19 protein-coding genes are annotated in these 18,664 nt (G+C 71.5%); 5 read left to right on the top strand and 14 right to left on the bottom strand.

Annotated features, from left to right (window positions below; translation table 11 throughout):
• Nucleotides 1–12: 12 nt before the first annotated feature.
• Both WMF33_RS09645 and WMF33_RS09640 read right to left on the bottom strand, forming a co-directional pair.
• Entirely contained in the window at nucleotides 13–816 is an 804-nt protein-coding gene (locus WMF33_RS09645) for an SDR family NAD(P)-dependent oxidoreductase (RefSeq protein WP_437336873.1), read from the bottom strand.
• Nucleotides 795–1,370: a PadR family transcriptional regulator gene (locus WMF33_RS09640; protein ID WP_437336872.1), complete on the bottom strand. Its 576-nt coding sequence runs from the start codon at nucleotides 1,368–1,370 to the stop codon at nucleotides 795–797. Before WMF33_RS09640 ends, WMF33_RS09645 begins: the two co-directional genes overlap by 22 nt.
• A gap of 122 nt (nucleotides 1,371–1,492) precedes the next feature.
• Between WMF33_RS09640 and WMF33_RS09635 the strand changes: the two genes are divergently transcribed.
• The 3 genes from WMF33_RS09635 (at nucleotide 1,493) to WMF33_RS09625 (ending at nucleotide 4,148) form a co-directional block, all read left to right on the top strand.
• Entirely contained in the window at nucleotides 1,493–1,900 is a 408-nt protein-coding gene (locus tag WMF33_RS09635) for a Smr/MutS family protein (RefSeq protein WP_437336871.1), read from the top strand.
• Nucleotides 1,901–1,954: 54 nt separating this feature from the next.
• Entirely contained in the window at nucleotides 1,955–3,400 is a 1,446-nt protein-coding gene (locus WMF33_RS09630) for a sigma 54-interacting transcriptional regulator (RefSeq protein ID WP_437336870.1), read from the top strand.
• 151 nt (nucleotides 3,401–3,551) lie between these two features.
• On the top strand, nucleotides 3,552–4,148 hold the full coding sequence (locus WMF33_RS09625; RefSeq protein WP_437336869.1) for a hypothetical protein: 597 nt from the start codon (nucleotides 3,552–3,554) through the stop codon (nucleotides 4,146–4,148).
• Nucleotides 4,149–4,179: 31 nt separating this feature from the next.
• Here the strand turns inward: WMF33_RS09625 and WMF33_RS09620 are convergent, their stop codons facing one another.
• The gene (locus WMF33_RS09620) at nucleotides 4,180–4,527 is read right to left on the bottom strand and encodes a hypothetical protein (protein WP_437336868.1); all 348 of its coding nucleotides are present in this window, start codon (nucleotides 4,525–4,527) and stop codon (nucleotides 4,180–4,182) included.
• 131 nt (nucleotides 4,528–4,658) lie between these two features.
• On the bottom strand, nucleotides 4,659–6,044 hold the full coding sequence (locus tag WMF33_RS09615; protein ID WP_437336867.1) for an MATE family efflux transporter: 1,386 nt from the start codon (nucleotides 6,042–6,044) through the stop codon (nucleotides 4,659–4,661).
• Nucleotides 6,045–6,451: 407 nt separating this feature from the next.
• Between WMF33_RS09615 and WMF33_RS09610 the strand changes: the two genes are divergently transcribed.
• Complete coding sequence (locus WMF33_RS09610; protein ID WP_437336866.1) at nucleotides 6,452–7,936, top strand: carboxypeptidase regulatory-like domain-containing protein; 1,485 nt, start codon at nucleotides 6,452–6,454, stop codon at nucleotides 7,934–7,936.
• A 556-nt stretch (nucleotides 7,937–8,492) separates the two neighbouring features.
• On the opposite strand, the gene WMF33_RS09605 is transcribed toward WMF33_RS09610, so the two are convergent.
• Nucleotides 8,493–8,825 carry a hypothetical protein gene (locus WMF33_RS09605; RefSeq protein WP_437336865.1) on the bottom strand — a complete coding sequence of 111 codons (333 nt, stop codon included), beginning with the start codon at nucleotides 8,823–8,825 and terminating at the stop codon, nucleotides 8,493–8,495.
• A gap of 10 nt (nucleotides 8,826–8,835) precedes the next feature.
• Here WMF33_RS09605 and WMF33_RS09600 point away from each other — a divergent pair, with 10 nt between their 5' ends.
• Complete coding sequence (locus tag WMF33_RS09600; protein ID WP_437336864.1) at nucleotides 8,836–9,741, top strand: glycoside hydrolase family 5 protein; 906 nt, start codon at nucleotides 8,836–8,838, stop codon at nucleotides 9,739–9,741.
• Nucleotides 9,742–9,931: 190 nt separating this feature from the next.
• Here WMF33_RS09600 and WMF33_RS09595 read toward each other — a convergent pair whose 3' ends face one another.
• From WMF33_RS09595 to WMF33_RS09555, 9 genes are all read right to left on the bottom strand, one after another.
• Nucleotides 9,932–10,117 carry a hypothetical protein gene (locus WMF33_RS09595; RefSeq protein WP_129573982.1) on the bottom strand — a complete coding sequence of 62 codons (186 nt, stop codon included), beginning with the start codon at nucleotides 10,115–10,117 and terminating at the stop codon, nucleotides 9,932–9,934.
• Nucleotides 10,118–10,351: 234 nt separating this feature from the next.
• Nucleotides 10,352–12,034, bottom strand: a complete 1,683-nt coding sequence (locus WMF33_RS09590; protein WP_437336863.1) for an AMP-binding protein — start codon at nucleotides 12,032–12,034, stop codon at nucleotides 10,352–10,354.
• Nucleotides 12,031–12,975, bottom strand: a complete 945-nt coding sequence (locus tag WMF33_RS09585) for an SAM-dependent methyltransferase (protein ID WP_061625707.1) — start codon at nucleotides 12,973–12,975, stop codon at nucleotides 12,031–12,033. The genes WMF33_RS09590 and WMF33_RS09585 overlap by 4 nt, the downstream gene beginning before the upstream one ends.
• Nucleotides 12,972–13,298, bottom strand: coding sequence for an acyl carrier protein (locus WMF33_RS09580; RefSeq protein ID WP_061625706.1), 327 nt, complete (start codon nucleotides 13,296–13,298; stop codon nucleotides 12,972–12,974). The genes WMF33_RS09585 and WMF33_RS09580 overlap by 4 nt, the downstream gene beginning before the upstream one ends.
• Before the next feature lie 260 nt (nucleotides 13,299–13,558).
• Complete coding sequence (locus tag WMF33_RS09575) at nucleotides 13,559–14,569, bottom strand: hypothetical protein (protein ID WP_437336862.1); 1,011 nt, start codon at nucleotides 14,567–14,569, stop codon at nucleotides 13,559–13,561.
• A gap of 111 nt (nucleotides 14,570–14,680) precedes the next feature.
• A complete protein-coding gene (locus WMF33_RS09570) occupies nucleotides 14,681–15,727 on the bottom strand; it encodes a polysaccharide deacetylase family protein (protein ID WP_061628550.1) in 1,047 nt (348 codons plus the stop codon).
• A complete protein-coding gene (locus tag WMF33_RS09565; RefSeq protein ID WP_437336861.1) occupies nucleotides 15,720–16,568 on the bottom strand; it encodes a class I SAM-dependent methyltransferase in 849 nt (282 codons plus the stop codon). Before WMF33_RS09565 ends, WMF33_RS09570 begins: the two co-directional genes overlap by 8 nt.
• A 10-nt stretch (nucleotides 16,569–16,578) precedes the next feature.
• Entirely contained in the window at nucleotides 16,579–17,343 is a 765-nt protein-coding gene (locus WMF33_RS09560) for a class I SAM-dependent methyltransferase (protein ID WP_437336860.1), read from the bottom strand.
• Nucleotides 17,344–17,648: 305 nt separating this feature from the next.
• Entirely contained in the window at nucleotides 17,649–18,638 is a 990-nt protein-coding gene (locus WMF33_RS09555; protein WP_061628549.1) for a transaldolase, read from the bottom strand.
• Nucleotides 18,639–18,664: the final 26 nt, after the last annotated feature.

The following is an 18,664-nucleotide window of genomic DNA, read 5'->3' as shown; positions in this document are numbered from 1 at the left end:
CCCTGCGCTGGCCTAGGCGGCCGCGCGGCGCATGGCGGCGCTCTTCGCCCCGGCGCGCAGCCCGATGTCCTTCATGATGCGCGCCGCGAGGCCCGGCGCGATCCGCTGGAGCACGAGCAGGCTGCGGTTGGACGCGCCCGCGAGGAAGCTGCGCCGGTCCCGGCGGAGCGTCTCGACGAGCTGCTCGGCCACCCACTCGGGCGCGAAGATCTGCGGCCCTTCCAGCGGCCAGTCGTCGCCGGCGGCGGTGCTCGTGTGCGGGGGCGCGAACACGGTCACCCGGACGCCGCGCCCCTCGAGCTCGCCGCGCAGCGACTCGGAGAACGCGACGACCGCGGCCTTCGCCGCGGAGTACGCCGCCGCGGCCGGCATGGGCACCCACGCCACCGTCGAGGCGATGTTCACGACCGTGCCCGAGCCCTGCGCCAGCATCGCCGGCAGGACCGCCCGCGTGACGCGCTCCATCCCGAACACGTGCACGTCGAACATCGCGCGCGTGAACGCCCCGTCCGTCGACTCCCAGAGCGACATCTTGCCGCCGTTGCCGGCGTTGTTGATGACGACATCGATCCGGCCGAGCCGCTCCAGGATCGACGCCACCGCCGCCCCGACCGACGCGTCGGAGGTGACATCCATCTCGACGGCCACGGCGCTCCCCCCCTCGCGCGCGATGCGGTCCGCCTCCGCCGACAGCCTGGCCGCCGACCGCGCGGCCAGGACCACGCGCGCGCCCTCGCGGGCGAGCGCCCTCGCGCTCGCGAGCCCGATGCCCGAGGAAGCGCCCGTCACCACGATCACTTTGCCTTTCGGTTCCATCTCCTCTGTCCTCCTCCCTCTGCCGAGAGCTCGCCGCGGGCGCGCTCGATCCACCGGAGCTCCGTGTCGCACCACGCGAGCCCGTGCTCGACGCTCAGCCGCCACAGGTCGCGCTCGCGCGAGGATCGCGCGAGCGCGAAGATCCGCGGGTCCCCCAGCCTCCCCTCATAATCGCTCTTCGTCGCCTCGAGCTCCCGGGCGTACCTCGCCAGGAGGTCGTCGAGCTTCTTCGGCGGCACCTGCGCCGCGAACACCAGCTTGAGCAAGAGCGGGTGCCGCAGCACCAGCGGCTCGAGCGGCTCCTCGAGCCACGCCTTGAGCGCCGCTCGACCGGGCTCCGTGAGCGAGTACACCTTCCGGTCGGGCTTGCCGTCCCCGGGCATCGTCGTGACCTCGACGAGCCCCTCGCGCTCCATCGCGTGCAGCTCCCGGTAAATCTGGCTCTGGGTCACGGACCAGAACGAGCGCACCGACCCGTCGAACCGCTGCTTCAGCGTGTAGCCGCTCGTCGGCTCGAGCGAGAGGAAGCCCAGGAGGGCGCCGCGGAGTGACATGACACACTCAACATAAGCCACGAGTGTCATATGTGCAATGTGATTTATGGACGCCCGGGCCGCTCTGGCGCGCCCGCGCGCCGCCCGGTGGCGGCCGCCGCGGGCTCGGCTACACCGCGCGGGTGCTCCGCCGACTCCTCGCCTGGCTCGGTCGCGCGCCCGCGCCCCGGGCGCCCGCGTCCCCCGACCTCGACGGCGTCGCCGGCCCGCCCGAGCCGCCCGAGCCCGAGCCGCCCGGCCCCGACGACGTCGTGGTCATGCCGATCGAGGACGCGATCGACCTGCACACGTTCGCCCCGCGCGACGTCGCCTCGGTCGTCGAGGAGTACCTCCACGAGGCGCAGCGGCGCGGCTTCCGCGAGGTGCGGGTCATCCACGGCCGCGGCAAGGGCGTGCAGCGCCGCGTCGTGCGGGGCGTCCTCGCGCGCCACCCCGCGGTCGAGGGCTTCCGCGACGCGCCGGCCTCGCGCGGCGGGTGGGGCGCGACCGTCGTGTGGCTCAAGCCCGCGGGCAGCGACGCCGCGCCGTGAGCCGCCCGCAAGGCCACCTGGAACGGCCAGAGGCTCCCGCGTAAGATGGCGCGCATGTCGCGTCCCCCCGCCACGCCCGACGACCCGAGCCCGACCAGCATCGCGGCCGCCACCGAGCCCCGCATGAAGGCCGAGGTGCTCGCGGTGCCCCGCCTCGAGCTCTGCGTCGAGCGCGAGGCGGGCAAGCCCGCGAGCCGGACGATGGTGCTCGACGGCGACTTCATCCGCATCGGCTCCCACCAGAGCAACGATCTCGTCCTCGCCGATCGCGCCGTCTCGCGCTTCCACTGCATCCTCGAGCGCGTGAAATCGACGTACCGGCTGACGGACGTCGGCTCGCTCAACGGGACGACCATCGCCGGCGTCCGCGTGCGGGACGCCGACGCGCTGCTGCCCGAGTGTCGCATCGAGCTCGGCGAGTCGGTCGTGCGCATCCGCGACGCCGCCGCCGTCGCCGAGACCGAGCTCGCGCGCGCCGTCAGCTTCGGCGCGCTCCAGGGCGTGTCGGTCCCGATGCGGCGCCTCTTCCCCGTCCTCGATCGCGTGGCGAAGAGCGCGCCCGACGTGCTCATCGAGGGCGAGAACGGCACGGGCAAGGAGGTCATCGCCACCGAGCTCGTCCAGCGCGGCGCCCGCGCCCACAAGCCGCTCGTCATCGTCGATTGCGGCGCCATCTCGCCGAGCCTCATCGAGAGCGAGCTGTTCGGCCACGTGCGCGGCTCCTTCACGGGCGCCTCGCGCGACCGCGCCGGCGCCTTCGAGGAGGCCGACGGCGGCACCGTCTTCCTCGACGAGATCGGCGAGCTGCCGCTGGAGATGCAGCCCAAGCTGCTCCGCGCCCTCGCCTCGCGCGAGGTGCGCAGGCTCGGCGAGAGCCGGGTGCGCAAGGTCGATATCCGGGTGATCGCCGCCACGAACCGGCGCCTCGAGCGCGAGGTGAACAACGGCCGGTTCCGCGAGGACCTCTATTACCGCCTCTCGGTGCTCACCGTGCGCGTCCCGCCGCTCCGGGAGCGCAAAGAGGACATCGGCCTCCTCGTCCACTGCTTTCTGAACGAGCTCGGCGCCGTCGACAAGGTGCACCTCTTCCCGCCCGACGTCATCGAGGACATGAAGCGCTACGACTGGCCCGGCAACGTGCGAGAGCTGAGGAACTACGTCGAGCGCCGCGTGGTGCTCGGCGAGGGCGCCTCCATGGGGGCGGCGGCGCCGTCCGAGCGCAGCTCCGCGCCCCCGGGCTCCGGGCCGCCGGGCTCCGGGTCCCAGGGCGCCGCGCCTCCGGGCGGCGCGCACGACCTGCCCGCCGCGAACATCGAGATGCCCTTCAAGGAGGCGAAGGAGGCCATCATCGACAGGTTCGAGCGGGACTACCTCGCCGCCCTGCTCGAGTGGTCGAACGGCAACGTGAGCCGCGCCGCGCGCAAGGCGGGGCTCGACCGGATGTACCTCCACCGCCTCCTCCAGCGCCACGGGCTGCGCCGCGCCGCCGCCCTCGACTGAGCGGCGCCGCGCCCGGGGCCGTGCGCGGCCGCGCGCGATCTTGCGATAGGAGAGGGCGCCGCCGCCTCGCCCATGTCACAGTCGCGGCGCAATGGCGCGACCCGTCCGTGTGCGCAACCTCGCAAAATCCCTAAACATTTCTGAAACAGAGATGCTCGTCTGGCTCGCGGAGAACGCGCCCGCGGCGGAAGTCCGTCACCCGGCGGACTTCCTCCCCGCGGAGATCGCGGAGCGCGCGCAGGAGGCGCTCGCCCGATCGCCGGAGCCCGCGCCGGCGCAGGAGCCGGTCGAGCGCCGCTGCGCCGACTGCATGAGGCTCCCCGCGAAGGCGGGGGTCCGCGCGGTGGAGATCGGCACCGACGCGGTTTGCGACATGTGCGGCAGCTCTGCGAACAAGCGGGCGGCGCTCGCGATGATCGAGGCGTTCCGCACGCGGGGGCTCCGGCGGCTGCTCGTGGTCGGCGGGGGGCCGGGCACGGCCGAGGACCTGCGCCGGCTGCTCGCGGGCGAGGTCGACATCCGCATCGTGGACGGCGAGGGCCACCGCAACGCGGCGAAGGCCGACGCCGATCTCCGCTGGGCCGACGTTGTCGCGGTCTGGAGCTCGACCATCCTCTCGCACAAGGTCTCGAAGCTCTACACCGATCGGCGAGACGCGTTTGGCGGCAAGCTCGTCACCGTGCCGAGGCGCGGCGTGGCCGCGCTCTGCATGGCGGTGACCGAGAAGGTGGGCTTTACTACAGGGTAGTCGCCTTTTCCTTCCTTATCGCCGGCGCCCGCTATCCCGCGCCTGCTTCGCCGGTCGCGCCCTCGTCGGGCCAGCTGCTCTTGTGCTCGGCGCTCGACTCCGGATTCAGCGGCTTGCTCCCGTCGAACACGCCGGGGATCGCCTCGTTGCTCGAGCCGCCCCCGCGCGGCGTATCCACGGGCCCCGCCGACGCGTCGCCCTCCTCGACGTCCTGGTCGCGGGCCACCTGCTCCCGCGCGTCCGGGGCGCCCTTGCGCCCCTCGGGCGCCGCCGGCGCTCCCTTCTGCCCCGCTGCGCTCGGGTCGCCCACGGTCCCCTCCGAGAGGCCGCCGTAGCCGGGCGGGCTCGCAGCGGGGCTCTGGGGCGCTCGCTCATTCATCGTGCGCTCGTCTTGAGCCATGGCGTATCTCCTTTGCGACGAGGTGCAGCAATGGACATGCCACCTTCGGCGCGGAGACGGGCGCGAGGCGGGCGGAGCGGAGAGGAGGCGCGGCGTGGATCGACCGGCGCTCACGCCGGGCGGCTGTTGAGCCGCATGCGGCGGAGGGTGCGCCGCGCGTGGGGCACCCAGCCACGGAAGTGCCAGCGCGCGGACATGGCGAGCCCGCGGACCCACTCGTCGGCGGCGTAGGCCACCCAGACGCCGGCGAGCCCCCAGCCAAGGCGGACGCCGAGCAGCCACGAGAGGCCGACGGCCACGGCGAACATCGAGAAGACGCCGAACCCGACCGGAAAGCGGGCGTCGCCGGCGGCGCGCAGGCCGTTGATCACGACAAGGTTGAGCGTGCGGCCCGGCTCGACGAGGAGGGTGAGCCAGAGCAGCTTGGAGCCGGTGGCGATCACCTCCGGATCGCTCGTGAACAGGCCGAGCAGGCGGGGGCCGAGCAGCGCGGTGGCGAGCACCAGGGTGACGCACACGCCGAACCCGACCGCCAGGCCGCCGCGCACCTGGCGATCGGCGCCGTGCAGCTCGCCCGCGCCGATGTGGTGCCCGACCACGATCTCGGTCCCGAAGCCGATCGCCATGCCGAACAGGAGCAGGAAGTGCACGATCTGCATCGTGTACGTATGCGTGGTGAGCGCCGTCTGCCCCATGTCGGCGACCATGGCGAGGATCATCATGAAGCTGATGCGATAGACCACGTTCTCGCCCGCCCCCGGCAGGCCGATGTGCAGCACCTCGCGGAGCTGCTCGCGGCGAATGCGCCAGAAGTCCTCGAAGGTCGGGCGGATGCCGAGGCGCGCGATCCACAGCCGCCGGTGCATCCAGAAGGAGCACGCGCGCGCGATCACCGCGGCGATCGCGAGCCCGTTCATGCCGAGCCCCGGCCACGCGCCGACACCGAACATGAGCGGCAGGCTGAGCGAGAGCTGCACGACGTACATGACGATGATGAGGCGCAGCGTGTCGCGGCCGTACGTGTGGGCGCGCAGCACCGAGCCCATCGAGAAATTCAGCGCGTCGAAGGCCAGCATCACGCCGACCGCCACCAGGTAAGGCTGCGCGATCGGGAACAGGGACGGCGGCAGGCGCATCAGCTCGAGCAGGGGCCTCGCGCCGACCGCGATGACCGCGCAGCTGGCGAGGCCGAGCCACATGCTGGCCGCGAGCGACGCCCGCGCGACCCGCTCCGCGGCGGCGCGGTCGCGCGCGCCGAGGCACTGAGTGACCACCACGCTCGCGCCGACGCTGACGAAGCGAAAGGTGATCATGAAGGTCAACATGATCTGGTTGGAGAGCCCGTACGCCGCGGCGGCCTCGTCGGACAGGCGGCTGACCAGCCACACGCCGAACACCCCGACGAGCATGTGCAAGAGGTGCTCGCTGAAGATGGGCCAGGTGATCTCGAGCAGGCGGGGGCGAGGAAGAGACGGAGCAGGAATGACCGATTGCAAGGCGCCGCATCCTACTCTGCCGGGCTGCCTCTCGCCATGTCGGAACACGGCTGGGCGAGCGCCAGCCGCCGCGCTGTCGAGCGCCGCCCGCCGCGCTGCCGACGAGCGGCGGTCGCCGCGCGATCGCGCGGCGCTGTGGTCCGCGCGAAGGCGGCTGGGTCCGCTGTCGCCTGTCTCCTCACGGTCCGCTCGGGTCGCACCGGCCGAACGGCGCCGGAGGCGCGGGGCGCCGCCGCCGCGCTCTCGCGGCGACGTAAGCGTGAGAGGGCGAGATCGAGGGGAGACGGCGAGACGTGTCGCCGCTCCCCTTCTTGCAGGGTTATCCCTTCCCGGCTCCCCCTCGCCTCGACTACCCTCGGAATGAGCGGAGCTGGGCGCCCTCGCCCCGCCGCGCCCGGAGGGTTCGAATGGTGAAGCTGCGTAACATCGCCGGATGGCTCCTGGCCGCGGCGGCCGTGGCGCCGGCCGTGGCGGCCGGGTGCTCTTGCGGCGATCCGAGCGGGGCGAGCGCGAGCGGCTCCGGCGCCGGCGGCGGCGGGGGCGCGGATCAGGGCGCGGGGAGCGGCCTCGGGGGCGACCCGTTCCCGGCCGGGAGCGGCGTATCCATCGTCGGGAGCGGCGGGTGCGAGGGGCTCGAGTGCCAGAAGATCGCCTGTCCGGGCGGCGGCAAGACCACGGTGAGCGGCACCGTGTATGCGCCCGCGGGCGAGCTCCCGCTCTACAACGTCATCGTTTACGTCCCGAACAGGGAGCTTGATCCGATCGCCGACGGGGCGAGCTGCGAGCCGTGCAACGTGACGCTCTCCGGGGACCCCATCGCGCTCGCGCTGACGGACACGGAGGGGCGGTTCGTGCTGGAGGACGTGCCGGTCGGCGAGGACATCCCGCTCGTCGTCCAGCTCGGCAAATGGCGGCGCCGGATCACGCTGCCGAAGGTCGAGGCGTGCGTCGACAACCCCACCGTCGACGGGGAGGTCCGGCTGCCGCGCAACACGTCGGAGGGCCATCTCCCGAAGATCGCGCTGACGACCGGCGGCGCGGACGTGCTGGAGTGCCTGCTCTACAAGATGGGTATCGACGCGTCGGAGTTCACGCCGGAGACGGGCGACGGGCGGGTGAACCTGTTCGCCGGGCGCGCCATCGAGGGGGACAGCGCGACGAGCCGGTACCGCGACGGGCTGAACGGCGGGGCGGCCTTCTCCCCTGCGCGGGAGTTCTGGGGGTCGCTCGACAACCTGCAGCAATACGACATGGTGATCCTGTCGTGCGAGGGGTCGGCGTTCCTGGCCGACAAGCCCGAGGCGGCGCTGCGGGCGATGTTCGACTACGCGTCGGCGGGAGGTCGCGTGTTCGCGTCGCACTGGCACAACACCTGGCTGCGGCTCGGGCCGGAGCGGTTCCCCGAGACGGCGGACTGGGACGAGGGCAGCGACCCCGACGACGGGCTCCCCGTGATGGTGGACACCACGTTCCCGAAGGGCGCGGCGCTCCGGGACTGGCTCGTCCGCGTGGGGGCGTCGACCGTGCCGGGGCAGATCGAGATCGACGATCCGCAGCACTGGGTCGACTCGGTGAACGAGGAGATCGCGACGCGGTGGCTCTACAACGACGCCGACCCGGCCTTCGACGCGCGGGCGGGGGTCAAGTACTTCACGTTCAACACGCCGATCGGCTCCCCGGAAGAACAGCAATGCGGCCGGTTCGTGTACACGGACATCCACGTGGCGGCGACCGACGTGGCCGGGGCGCCGTTCCCGAGCGGGTGCGAGGACCGCGACGGGGAGATCCATGAGCTGACGGCCCAGGAGAAGGCGCTGCTCTTCATGCTGTTCGACCTGTCGGCGTGCGTCACGCCGGACGACGAGCCGCCGCCGGTGCCTGTCCCGAGGTGACCCGAGGCGACGGAGCGCTCGCCGTCGTGGCGAGGAGCTCAGTGGCCAACGTGGGCACCGGTCGGCGGGTGGACCAGGACGGCACAGAGGGCCACGACAGGCGCGCTCGAGGCTTGACATCCCGGGCGCGTTCGTCATCGCTTTCACGAGCAATATTGACGCTCTGCGCATGGATGGGCGGTTGACCAGGGTGGTCGCCCGACCACCGAGAGGAGCGCGGTAGCTTGCGCAGCTCCTCGAGGGAAAGCCGAGGGAAAGAGGGAAAGCGGAGGGAAAGACGGCTCGCGCAGGCCACGGACGCACGGCGACACCGCCCGATTCGCGGGTCCAGCGGACTGGCATGCGTCTTGCGGAAATTTTTAGTTGCCTGCACACCACGGCTCGGGCACATCGACGCCCGTGATGGCCCCGCCTCACCCCTCCCCGGTGGCTGACGGCCGCTCACCCACGAGCGCTTCGCCCGGCAGCATGGTATTATGGCCTACATGCCAAGGCTTAGTTGTCTCTATTAACTTTTACCGCGTAGAGGGCTTGCCACCGGCGCTGAGCTGCCCTTTTAATGCCGCGCCATACGGTTACTTCCCTTGGAGGACATGATGAAGAGCGTTTCATTTCGCGGTGTGCTTGGCAGGTCGAAGTGGTCATTCGGCCTTGCGGCGGTCGCCCTGCAAGCAGCCGTGCTGATCGGCTGCGGCGACGCGTCGACGGATGAGGGCGTGGGCGGCGCCGGCGGCGCCGGCGGCGGCGGCGGGGGGACGACGACGGGGACCACGTCGACCTCGGCCAGCTCGACGACCTCGGTCAGCTCGACGACCTCGGTCAGCTCGACGACCTCGGTCAGCTCGACCACGACGGGGCCCGGGACGACCTCGTCGTCGACGACGAGCACGGGCACCGGGATGGTGCCCACGGACGGAACGCCGGTCGAGCGCCACGGCGTGCTCCGGGTCAAGGACGGCAACATCGTCGGTGAGCACGGGGCCCCGGTCCAGCTCAAAGGCATGAGCCTGTTCTGGAGCCAGTGGAGCAACTACTACAACGGGAACGTCGTCAACTCGATCGCCGACAACTGGAAGGCGACCGTCGTCCGCGCGGCGATGGGCATCGAGAACGAAGGCGGGTACCTCGAAGACGCGGGCGGCCAGAAGGCCAAGGCGAAGGCCGTCGCCGACGCGGCGATCGCGAAGGGCATCTACGTGATCCTCGACTGGCACGATCACAACGCGAACAACCACCTCGATCAGGCGAGGAGCTACTTCCGCGAGGTGGCGCAGACCTACAAGAACGTGCCCAATGTGATCTTCGAGGTCTTCAACGAGCCGCTCAACACGCACAACTGGCAGACCGTGAAGTCGTACGCCGAGGCGGTGATCGGCGAGATCCGCGGCCAGGGCGCGAACAACCTCGTCATCGTCGGCTCGCCGAACTGGTCGCAGGACGCGGACATCGCCGCGGACAACCGCATCAACGACCCCAACGTGGCGTACACCCTGCACTTCTACGCCGCGACGCACAAGAACACGCTGCGCGAGAAGGCCCAGCGCGCGATGGACAAGGGCCTGGCGCTGTTCGTGACCGAGTGGGGGACGTGCGACGCCAGCGGCGACGGCGCGCTCGATCTCGGCGAGTCGGGGACCTGGCTCAACTTCCTCGACGCGCACAACATCAGCTGGGCCAACTGGTCGCTGGGCGACAAGGCCGAGGCGTGCTCCGCGCTGAAGCCCAGGGCGAACACCATGGGCAACTGGACCGACAACGACCTCACCGAGTCGGGCAAGTGGGTGAAGGCGAAGATCGCGGAGTGATCCGCGGCCCCGGGCGCTCGCCCCGGGGTCATTCGCTGGTTCGCGCCGTGCAGTGGTTCAATGACAATGGAAGCGGCCAAGAGCGACGTAGCGCGGACGAGGCTCACCAGGAGACGGCGCGCATCGCTTTGCCCTGACCCTCAGCGAGCGGGGAGCGCGCGCCCGCCGAGCGCGCGTCTCCCCGCATCGCTCACGCGCGCTTCGGCGCCTTCTCCGAGGACAGGGGCCGCCCCGCACAGAAAGGGCACTGGTCGTCCGAGCTCCAGTCGTCGTCCTCGAGGCCGAGCGCCCGGAGCTGCTCGAGCTCCCACGCGCGCGCCTCGGGCGAAAGCGGGGCAGGACAGGTCGATGAGTGTTCTCTCGGGCGACGCAACATGGACGGTCCCGTTCGGTTGGGCTCCGGAGAGCGGCTCCGGGATCTATCGCGCGCAGCGCTGCAGCGCCCGCGAAATCGGCCGCGCCGCGACGCGTCTGTCCATCGTTGAGGCGAACGGAAAAGACCTCTGGACGAGGGTGAAACAGCAAACCGGCAGTTCGACCCGGAAGCGCGGATGCGCGCTGCCGGCGCATCCCGAGTCCGACCGTAGGCCCCCACGGGGGCCGGCGCCCTTCAGCGAGGCCCCCCAGCGCGCAGCCGCTCGGCGACCTCGCGGCGCCGCAGCTTGCCGCTCGTCGTCTTGGGCAGCTCGCCCGGCGGGAGCAGGACGACCTGGTCGACCGTGACCCCGTTCGCCCGCAGCGCCTCGCGCACGCGCTCCGTGAGGCCGGCGTGCTCGGAGGCCTCGGCGCGCGTCTCGGCGACCACGTAGACGGCCTCGGTCTGCCGCTCCTCGAGGAAGAGCCCCACCGCGACCACGCACCCGGCCCGGATGCCGTCGACCCGGGACGCGATCTCCTCGATCACCGCGGGGATCATCGTGTGACCGCCCTTGATGATCACCTCCTTCTTCCTGCCGGTGACGAACAGCGTCCCGCGATCGAGGAACCCGAGATCCCCCGTGCGCAGCCAGCCGTCGACGAGCGCCTCGGCGGTCGCCTCGGGCTCGTTGAAATATCCCTCCATCACGGTCTCCGAGCGCACCTCGATCTCCCCCACGGTGCGCTCCGGGACGGGGCTGCGCCCGGCGTCCACGACGCGGATCTCCGTGCGCGGGATCGGCCTGCCGACGCCGACGAGCTCCAGCGACAGCGGCCCCGGCGCGGCCTCCTCGACGCGGCCCTCGCGCTCGAGCAGGCCGCGATCCACCGTGAGCACGCGCGGCTCGGCGAGCAGATCGGGGAAGGTCACGGCGACCGTCGCCTCGGCGAGCCCGTAGACCGGGAAGAACGCCTCGAGGCGGAAGCCGCACGGCGCGAACGCCTCGGCGAAGCGGCGGAGCAAGGCGGGGGCGATCGGCTCGGCGCCGACCATCGCGCACCGCCACGCGCCGAGATCGAGGCCCGCCTCGACGGCGCGGCGGGCGAGCCCGACGCAGATGGCGTAGGCGCTGGGCGGCCCGAGCGAGATGGCGCCCCGGATGCGCGACATCTCCGCGAGCCACGAGAACGGCCGCGTCCGGAACTCGAGCGGCGAGAGCATGTGCACGGGGAAGTCGTTGAAGAGCGGGAAGAGCAGCCCGCCGACGAGCCCCATGTCGTGGTGGAGCGGCAGCCACGACACGCCCCCCGCGCCCTCGCCGCGCACCGGGAGCCGCTGGCTCATCGCGTCGAGGTGCAGCATGAGCCGCTCGTGCGGGATGACCACGCCGCGCGGGTGCCCGGTGCTGCCGCTCGTGAGCTGGATGAGCGCGGGGCCGGGCGCGCGGTCCGGATCGGGCAGCGAGGCATCGAGCGGCGCGTCGAGCAGCGGCTCGGCGGCGAGCTGCGTGAGGCCGTCCGCGCCGCCCTCGCCCTGCGCGAAGCCGAGCAGCGCCGACGAGACCACGAGCGCGCGGGCGCCGACCCGGGCGGCCGTCCGCCGGAGCTCGCCGAGGAACGCCGCCACGTCGGTGAGCCGGTACGGCACCCCGACCTGGATCGGCACCGCGCCGAGCACCCAGACGCCGAAGAGGCACGGCACCGCCACCTCGACGTCCGTCACGAGCATGAGCACGCGGTCGCCCGGGCGCACGCCCGCCGCGAGCAGCCCCGACGCCGCCGCGCGCGCGCGGCGCCAGTACTCCGCCCACGTCCAGCCGACGAACTCGCCTTGCTGCTTGTGGTAGAAGCCGAACCGATCCGGCGTGGCCTCGGCGCGCGCCCGGAGCAGGCCCGCGACCGTCCGCGCGGCGACTCCACCCTTCACGGCGCTCACGGCGCGCGCCCCGGCTCGGGAGAGGGCGCGACGCCGAGGCGCTCGCGGCCGCCGCCCTTCGTCGCCACGATCATGTACTCGAGCGCGGTGCGGCGCGCGAACGAGAGCCGGCCCACGGTCATGTACGTCTGGAGCAGCCGCGAGAAGCCGGGCGCGCGCGCGTCGATCCGGGCGCGGTTCGCGCGCACGTTGTCGATCCACCGGGCGACCGTGTGCACGTACGAGCTCGTGAGGTCCTCGACGCGCCGGACATCGAGGCCGGCCTGCTCGATCATCCCGAGCTCCTCGGCGAGCGAGATCAGGCGGCAGTAGCCGAGCGCCTGGACGAAGATGTACTGCGTGGCGGAGCTCTCCCGGTCGCCGCGGGCGCGCGCCGGGAAATAGCAGTCGGAGATGAGCAGCCTGCCGCCCGGGCGCAGCGCGGCGGCGATCTTCTGGTGGATCCGCTCGCGGTTGTGCATGTGCACGATGCTGCCCACGAAGAGCACCGCGTCGAGCGACTCGGGCTCGAGGTCGACGTCCTCGATATGGGCGAGGTCGATGCGGACCCGCGAGGCGACGCCGGCCCGGTCGGCGCGGCGGAGCGCCTCCTGCCGCTGCTTGTCGCTCAGCGTGACGCCCCGGAAGCTCCCGCCGGTGCGCTCGGCGAGATAGATGAGGTTCGAGCCCCAGCCGCACCCCACGTCGAGGACGCGCTCGCCGGGGTGGATATCGAGCTCGCGGCGGACCCAGTCGTACTTGCGCTCCTGCGCCGCCTCGAGGCTCTCCCCGGGATCGAGGAAGATGCCCGTCGCATAGGCGAGGCGGCTGTCGAGGACCATGGAGAAGATCTCCGGGTCGTTCTGGTAATGGGCGGCGACCTCCCGCCGCTCGTGCTCCCGCTGCTCCTCGGGCGTCCGGCCGGCGGCCTCGCGCTCGGCGCGCGTGCGCGGGGAGATCACGACGCCCCTCCCCGGCCGCCCCGCGCCGCGAGCTGCGCCTCGACGAAGGCGATCACGTCGCCCACCGTGGTGATCTGCGCCTGATCCGGCGCCGCGAAATCGGGCGCCACGATCTGGAATCGCTCTTCCAATGCGACGTTGACCTCGATGAGCGCCAGCGAATCCACGCCGAGGCCGCTCTCGAGCGACAGATCGGGAGTCACGGCATCGACGCTCATCCCACATCGCTCTGCAATGATGGTGCGGACCTCGCGGGCGATCTCCGGATCTCCCCCGCTCGCCGCCTGCGGCTGCTTCTCCAGCGCCGCCTCGCTCTTCTTCATCGCGCTCTCCAGTCCAGGGTTGGGCGCGCGCGACCTTCGATGCGCCGGCGCGAGTGGACTTCCATGCCAGCGCCGGTCACGGCCGGACTGGGCCGTACCATGATCGTCATTCGCCGTCCATGCCCGGACGAGCGCGCTCGCCCGCTGGGGCGGCGCGCTGGCGGCGTGGCGGCGCGGCGGCGCGCCAACGCCAGCGCGCGGCGGGCGTGGCGCGCGCCTGCGACGCCGGCGGCCGCGCCCGCGGCTCCGGCGCGAGCGGCTCAATCGCCGAAGTCGCCGAGATCGCCGCCGCCGTCGTCGAGCCCGCCGCCGTCATCGCCCCACGGATCGCCGTCGTCCGGCCCGTCGCCCTCGTCGCCCGCGCCCTCGTCGCCCGCGCCCTCGTCGCCGCGATCGGCGTCGTTCAAGAGATCGGGATTCGCCGCGGCCTCCTGCGCGGTGCCGAGCGGCATGCCCGCCGGGCTCACGAAGAGCACGTGGGGAGGCGAGAGCATGTGCATGAACGAGGAGATGAGCATCACGTCCAGCACCATGCTGAGCGGGCTCGGAGGGTAATAGACCATGAACGGGTCGTAGCCCGGGTGCGTGGGGCTCGCCGGCTGCGGCCCGGCGGCCGCGCCGTCGCCCGAGGGCGCGTGCACGACGCGCGCCTCGGCGTGGCGCTGCTCCACGCGCGCCTCCGGCATCGCCGCCTTGAGGGCGCCCTCGAGCCGCCCGACGAACGACTCGAACTGCAGCCGCGCCGTCTCGAACAGCGCCGGGTCCTTCGCGAGGGGCTCGACGCGGCGGCGGTAGTCCTCCGCGCCCTCGCCGGCGCGCGGCTCGAGATCGCGCAGGCGCCCGCCGACGGACACGATCCCCGCCGGCTCGTCCTCGGCGTGCTCGGTGCGGGCGCGCGCCTCGATCACGAGGTGCAGCCCCGCCTCCTCGTGCTCGGCGGCGAACTTGAGCTCGGTGAAGCCGCGCCCGAACACCGACGAGTGCTCGGACAGCGCGAGGACGAGATCGGGGAGGTCGTCCGGCTTCCCGTCGGTGTCCTGGAAGATGACGGTGTCGTCGATGACCAGCGAGAGCGCGTTGCCGACCCCGAGCTGGACGAGCGCCCGCCGCACCTGATCGACCACGGCGGTGGCCTCCAGCTCGACGCGCATGCGATCGGTGTCGAGGTCCAGCCTGGCGCCGAAGCCGCGCTTCAGCTTCTCCCAGAGCGTGGGGTCGCGCTGGATGATGCTGCCCTTGAGCGAAACGTGGATCTGTCCGATGAGCCGCATGCGCGCTCCTTAGCACCGGCGCGCCGCCGGAGGGCGGCCGACGCGGGCGCGGCGCCGAGGCGCCGGCCGGGCGCGCTTCGCCGGGGCGCCCCTCGGCGCTCGCGGGCGGGGCTAGCCGAACGTGAGCCGCTGCGCGACGCGCTTGTACGCCTGCTCGACGACGCGGCGCGCGTGGTGGATGGCGTTGGAGTGAGGGAACTGCAGCGACGGCGGCTCGCTCTCGTCGGCCTCCGGCGACGCGTCCGCGAGCCGGCGCGCGAGGGCGCCCACGGTGTCGACCTCGAAATCCCTCGAGTTCTCCTTGAGGAAGCGGCAGAGCCCGCGGAGCCGCTCCACGTTGAGCCGGTTCGGGTAGCCGCGGCGCGCCTCCGCCGAGTCGAGGAAGTAGAACTCGAACGAGTGGGTCACCAGCGTGACCTCCTTGACCCCGAGGGCGCGGTAGCGGAGGAGGCAATGCTTGATCTCGTCGAGCGTCACCGCCGTGATCTGGAGGTGCCTGAAGCGCTTCGTCGGCTCGATGAAGTTCGTGACCGGCAGCTCGTACACCCCCTTCTCGGGCGTCTCGAAGAGGCCGAGCCGCGCGCCGGGATACTGCATCTTGCAGTTCTTGTTGAAGTAGCAGGGGTTGTAGTTGCTGCTCAGCACGAGCCCCGCCAGCTTCATCGCCCGCCAGGTGTCGTTGTTCGCGCCGAAGTTGCCGGCGCGGTAGCCGAGCAGCTCGCTCGCCGGGACGCCCGCCCGCACGAGCAGGTCGCGCCCCTCGAGGAGCAGCCGCGCCTGCTCCTCGACCGGGTAGTCGGCGATGTCGTCCGAGACGCGGGCCTCGCCCCGCGTGTGCCAGTCCGCGCGCCGCTGCACCGGATGCACGTGCAGCTGCACGTCGTGGCCCCGGCTGTGCAGCGCCTGGCACACGTTCGTGAGGCCGTCCATCCCGAAGCTGTACGAGCCGATCGCCTCGACGAAGAACGTCCCCCGCTGACCGTGCGCCTCGAGCTCGCGCATGATGAGCTCGATGCCGAGCGGCTCGCGCTGGTTGACGAAGCGGCCCCAGATGCGGAGGTCGTAGCCCATCGCGGGAGATTTGCTGTCGCCCGTGATGCGCTCTTCGGCGCACTCCACGTCCACGGTAATGTATACCCGCGTCCTGCCGTCAGCCATCGCCTGCTCCTCCCTCACCGCGCTTCTGAAGAACCATCGTGATCGTCGGGGCAACGAAGCCCACGTGCATCCCCAGCGGACCGAGCAGCCGGTTCGCCACGGAGAAGGCGAGGAGCCGCGGCCCGGACATGCCCATCTTGGCCTTCAAATCGACGATCAGCCGGCCCCGATCCTGCTGCGAGATGTCCGCATAATCGCCGAACCCGCGCCGGAGCTGCCAGGGAAATACGCTGTAGACCGACGGGCCCGGAAACAAGGGGTGCAGCGGGCGAGGCACGTAGTTCATCAGCGGGCGGCGGCTGTGGAGCTCGACCGGCCAGAGGCGGTTGCTCGTGCCCAGGATCACGATGAACCCCCACGGCCCGAGCACCCGGTCGATCTCGCGCTGGACGGCCGGCAGGCGCTCGGGCGGGATGTACTCGAGCACGCTGTTGCAGGAGACGAGCTCGAACTCCCCGTCCGCGAACGGAAGCGAGGTCGTGTCGGGGACGTGAAGGACGCGCACCTTGTCGGACATCCCGTGGCGCTCGACGTTCAGCTGGGTCAGCTCGACGTACGTGGGGTCGACGTCGATCGCCGTCACGTCGGCGCCCAGCGTCGCGAGGACGATCGACGTCCCGCCCAGGTGGCAGCCGAACTCGAGCACCTTCTTGCCCCGGACCGACGTGAAGAGGTCGTCGTAGGCGTGGCGGCTGTGCCGCCACTCCCAGGCGACATAGCCCCCCACGAAGACGTCGTCCGGATCCCAGCCGTGGCGCTGGGCGCACTCGCGGAAGCGGCGGTCGGCGTCTGCGTCCCGGACAGCTGGCGGCGCGTTGACGTTCGGGCTCGGATCGCTCATCGGGAAAGGCTCAAGCGTCAGGCGTACCCCCCGTCTGCGTGGGCGCCCTGTAGATGGCGAACAGGTAGGGGGAAAACCAGGGGTTCGTCTCGCCAGGGACCACCCGGCTGGCGATCGCCCGGATCGGCCCGACGAGCTTCCAGACGACACGCCGCGCCAAGAGCGGCGCCTCGTCGTCCAGCCAGAAATCGAAGTGGCCGCCCGTGTAACGGGCCTGGACGATCTCGGCGCCGTTGCGGCGGGCGGCGGCCTCGAGGAACGGCAGGTTCATGATGCGGGTGTTGTGGCCGTTCAGGTTCTTGCGGTCGAACAGCCAGTGGAGCGCCTTCTGCCCGCCGGCAAAGTTCGGCATGGCCACGACCACGGTGCCTCCCGGCTTCACCAGCTCGAAGTGCCGATCCACCACCGACCCCGCGTCATCGAAGTGCTCGATGAACCCGAAGGAAGCTACAATATCGAATTTTTCCTCGGGCTTCCAGGAGAAGAAGTCCCCCTTCTCGATCTTGCCGACCTTGACGCCGCGCTTCGTGAGCTCCTGCTCGACGACCGCCGGGTCGCAGGCGAAGTCGAGGCCGTGGGCGGTGTAGCCGAGGCGCCCGCTGAAGTCGGCGAGGATGCGGCCCGGCGCACACCCGATCTCGAGGAACGACAAACCCTCTCCGCGCGGCAGGAAGGGAGCGATGTCGTCGTAGAGCTCGCACCCGCCGCCCATGTCCTCGGCGGCGGCGTTGAGCTTCCAATGGTTCTCCCAGTACTCCTGTGACGTGAGCTTCAACGTCGCCTCCTCGCTGCCATGACGGAGGGGGCGGCTCCACGGAGAGCCTCCCCGGAGGATCGCATTCGACCCGCCACACCGCGGCTGGTCGCGCTGGTCGAGTTGATCGAGTTGGTTGAATGCGATCCGCGTGCCATCCAGCGCGACGAATCCTAGAAGACGGGAAGGCCCACACGCAAGCCGGCCCTCCGGCTTCGCCCTGCGCCTCCGGCCATCGGGCGCGCGGGCCGGCGTCGCGGCGCGCGGGGCGCCGAGGCGTTTTTCCCCGGCGTTCTGCCCCGCGGGCCGCGCCCGCGCCGCCGGCGCTAGGAGGCCGCCACCTTCTGCAGGCGCTCGCGGAGCAGGACCTCGAGCTGGGCGAGCGCCTTCGCGAAGCCGTCGATCCCCTCGCTGAGCTTGTCGCTCGCCATCCGGTCGGCGCCGTGCATCGCGCGGAACGTCGCCTCATCCATCGTGATCTTCTCGATGTGCATGGCGCGCGCCGCGTCCGGGTCGAGCTTCCTCGGCAGCTCGCCGCGCGCGGCGGCGAGCTCGGCGAGCAGCTTCGGCGAGATCGTCAGGAGATCGCAGCCGGCGAGCTCCTTGATCTCGTCGATGTTGCGGAAGCTCGCGCCCATCACCTCGGTCTTGTAGCCGTGCTTCTTGTAGTAGTTGTAGATCTTCGTGACCGAGACGACGCCCGGGTCCTCGGCGGGCGCGTAGCTGGCGCGGCCCGTGTCCTTCAGGTACCAGTCGAGGATGCGGCCGACGAACGGCGAGATGAGCGTCACGCCCGCCTCGGCGCACGCGATCGCCTGGTGCAGCCCGAAGAGCAGCGTGAGGTTGCAGTGGATGCCCTCCTTCTCGAGGACCTCCGCCGCCCGGATGCCCTCCCACGTCGAGGCGATCTTGATGAGCACGCGCTCGCGCGAGACGCCGGCCTCCTCGTAGAGGCGGATGATGCGCCGGCCCTTCTCGATGGTCGCCTGGGTGTCGTAGGAGAGGCGGGCGTCGACCTCGGTCGAGACGCGGCCGGGGATGATCTTCAGGATGCGCAAGCCGAAATCGACGGCGAGCCGGTCGAACGCGAGGCTCACGGCGTCGCCCGGCTCCTTGCTCTGGCCCGCCTCCTTCTGGGCCCACGCGAGCGCGCCGCTCACGATGTCGGTGTACTCGGGCATCTGGGCGGCCGCGGTGATGAGCGACGGGTTCGTCGTCGCGTCTTGCGGGCGGAATTTCTCGATCGAGTTGATGTCGCCGGTGTCGGCGACCACGACGGTGTACGCCTTGAGGCGCTCCAGCAGGTTCTGGTCCATGGCGCCATTGTAGTACGAGCAGCCAG

This window comes from Sorangium sp. So ce394, from assembly GCF_051474665.1.
Taxonomy (GTDB): Bacteria; Myxococcota_A; Polyangia; order Polyangiales; family Polyangiaceae; genus Sorangium; species Sorangium cellulosum_D.
This window is presented reverse-complemented; position numbering and strand designations above follow the sequence as displayed.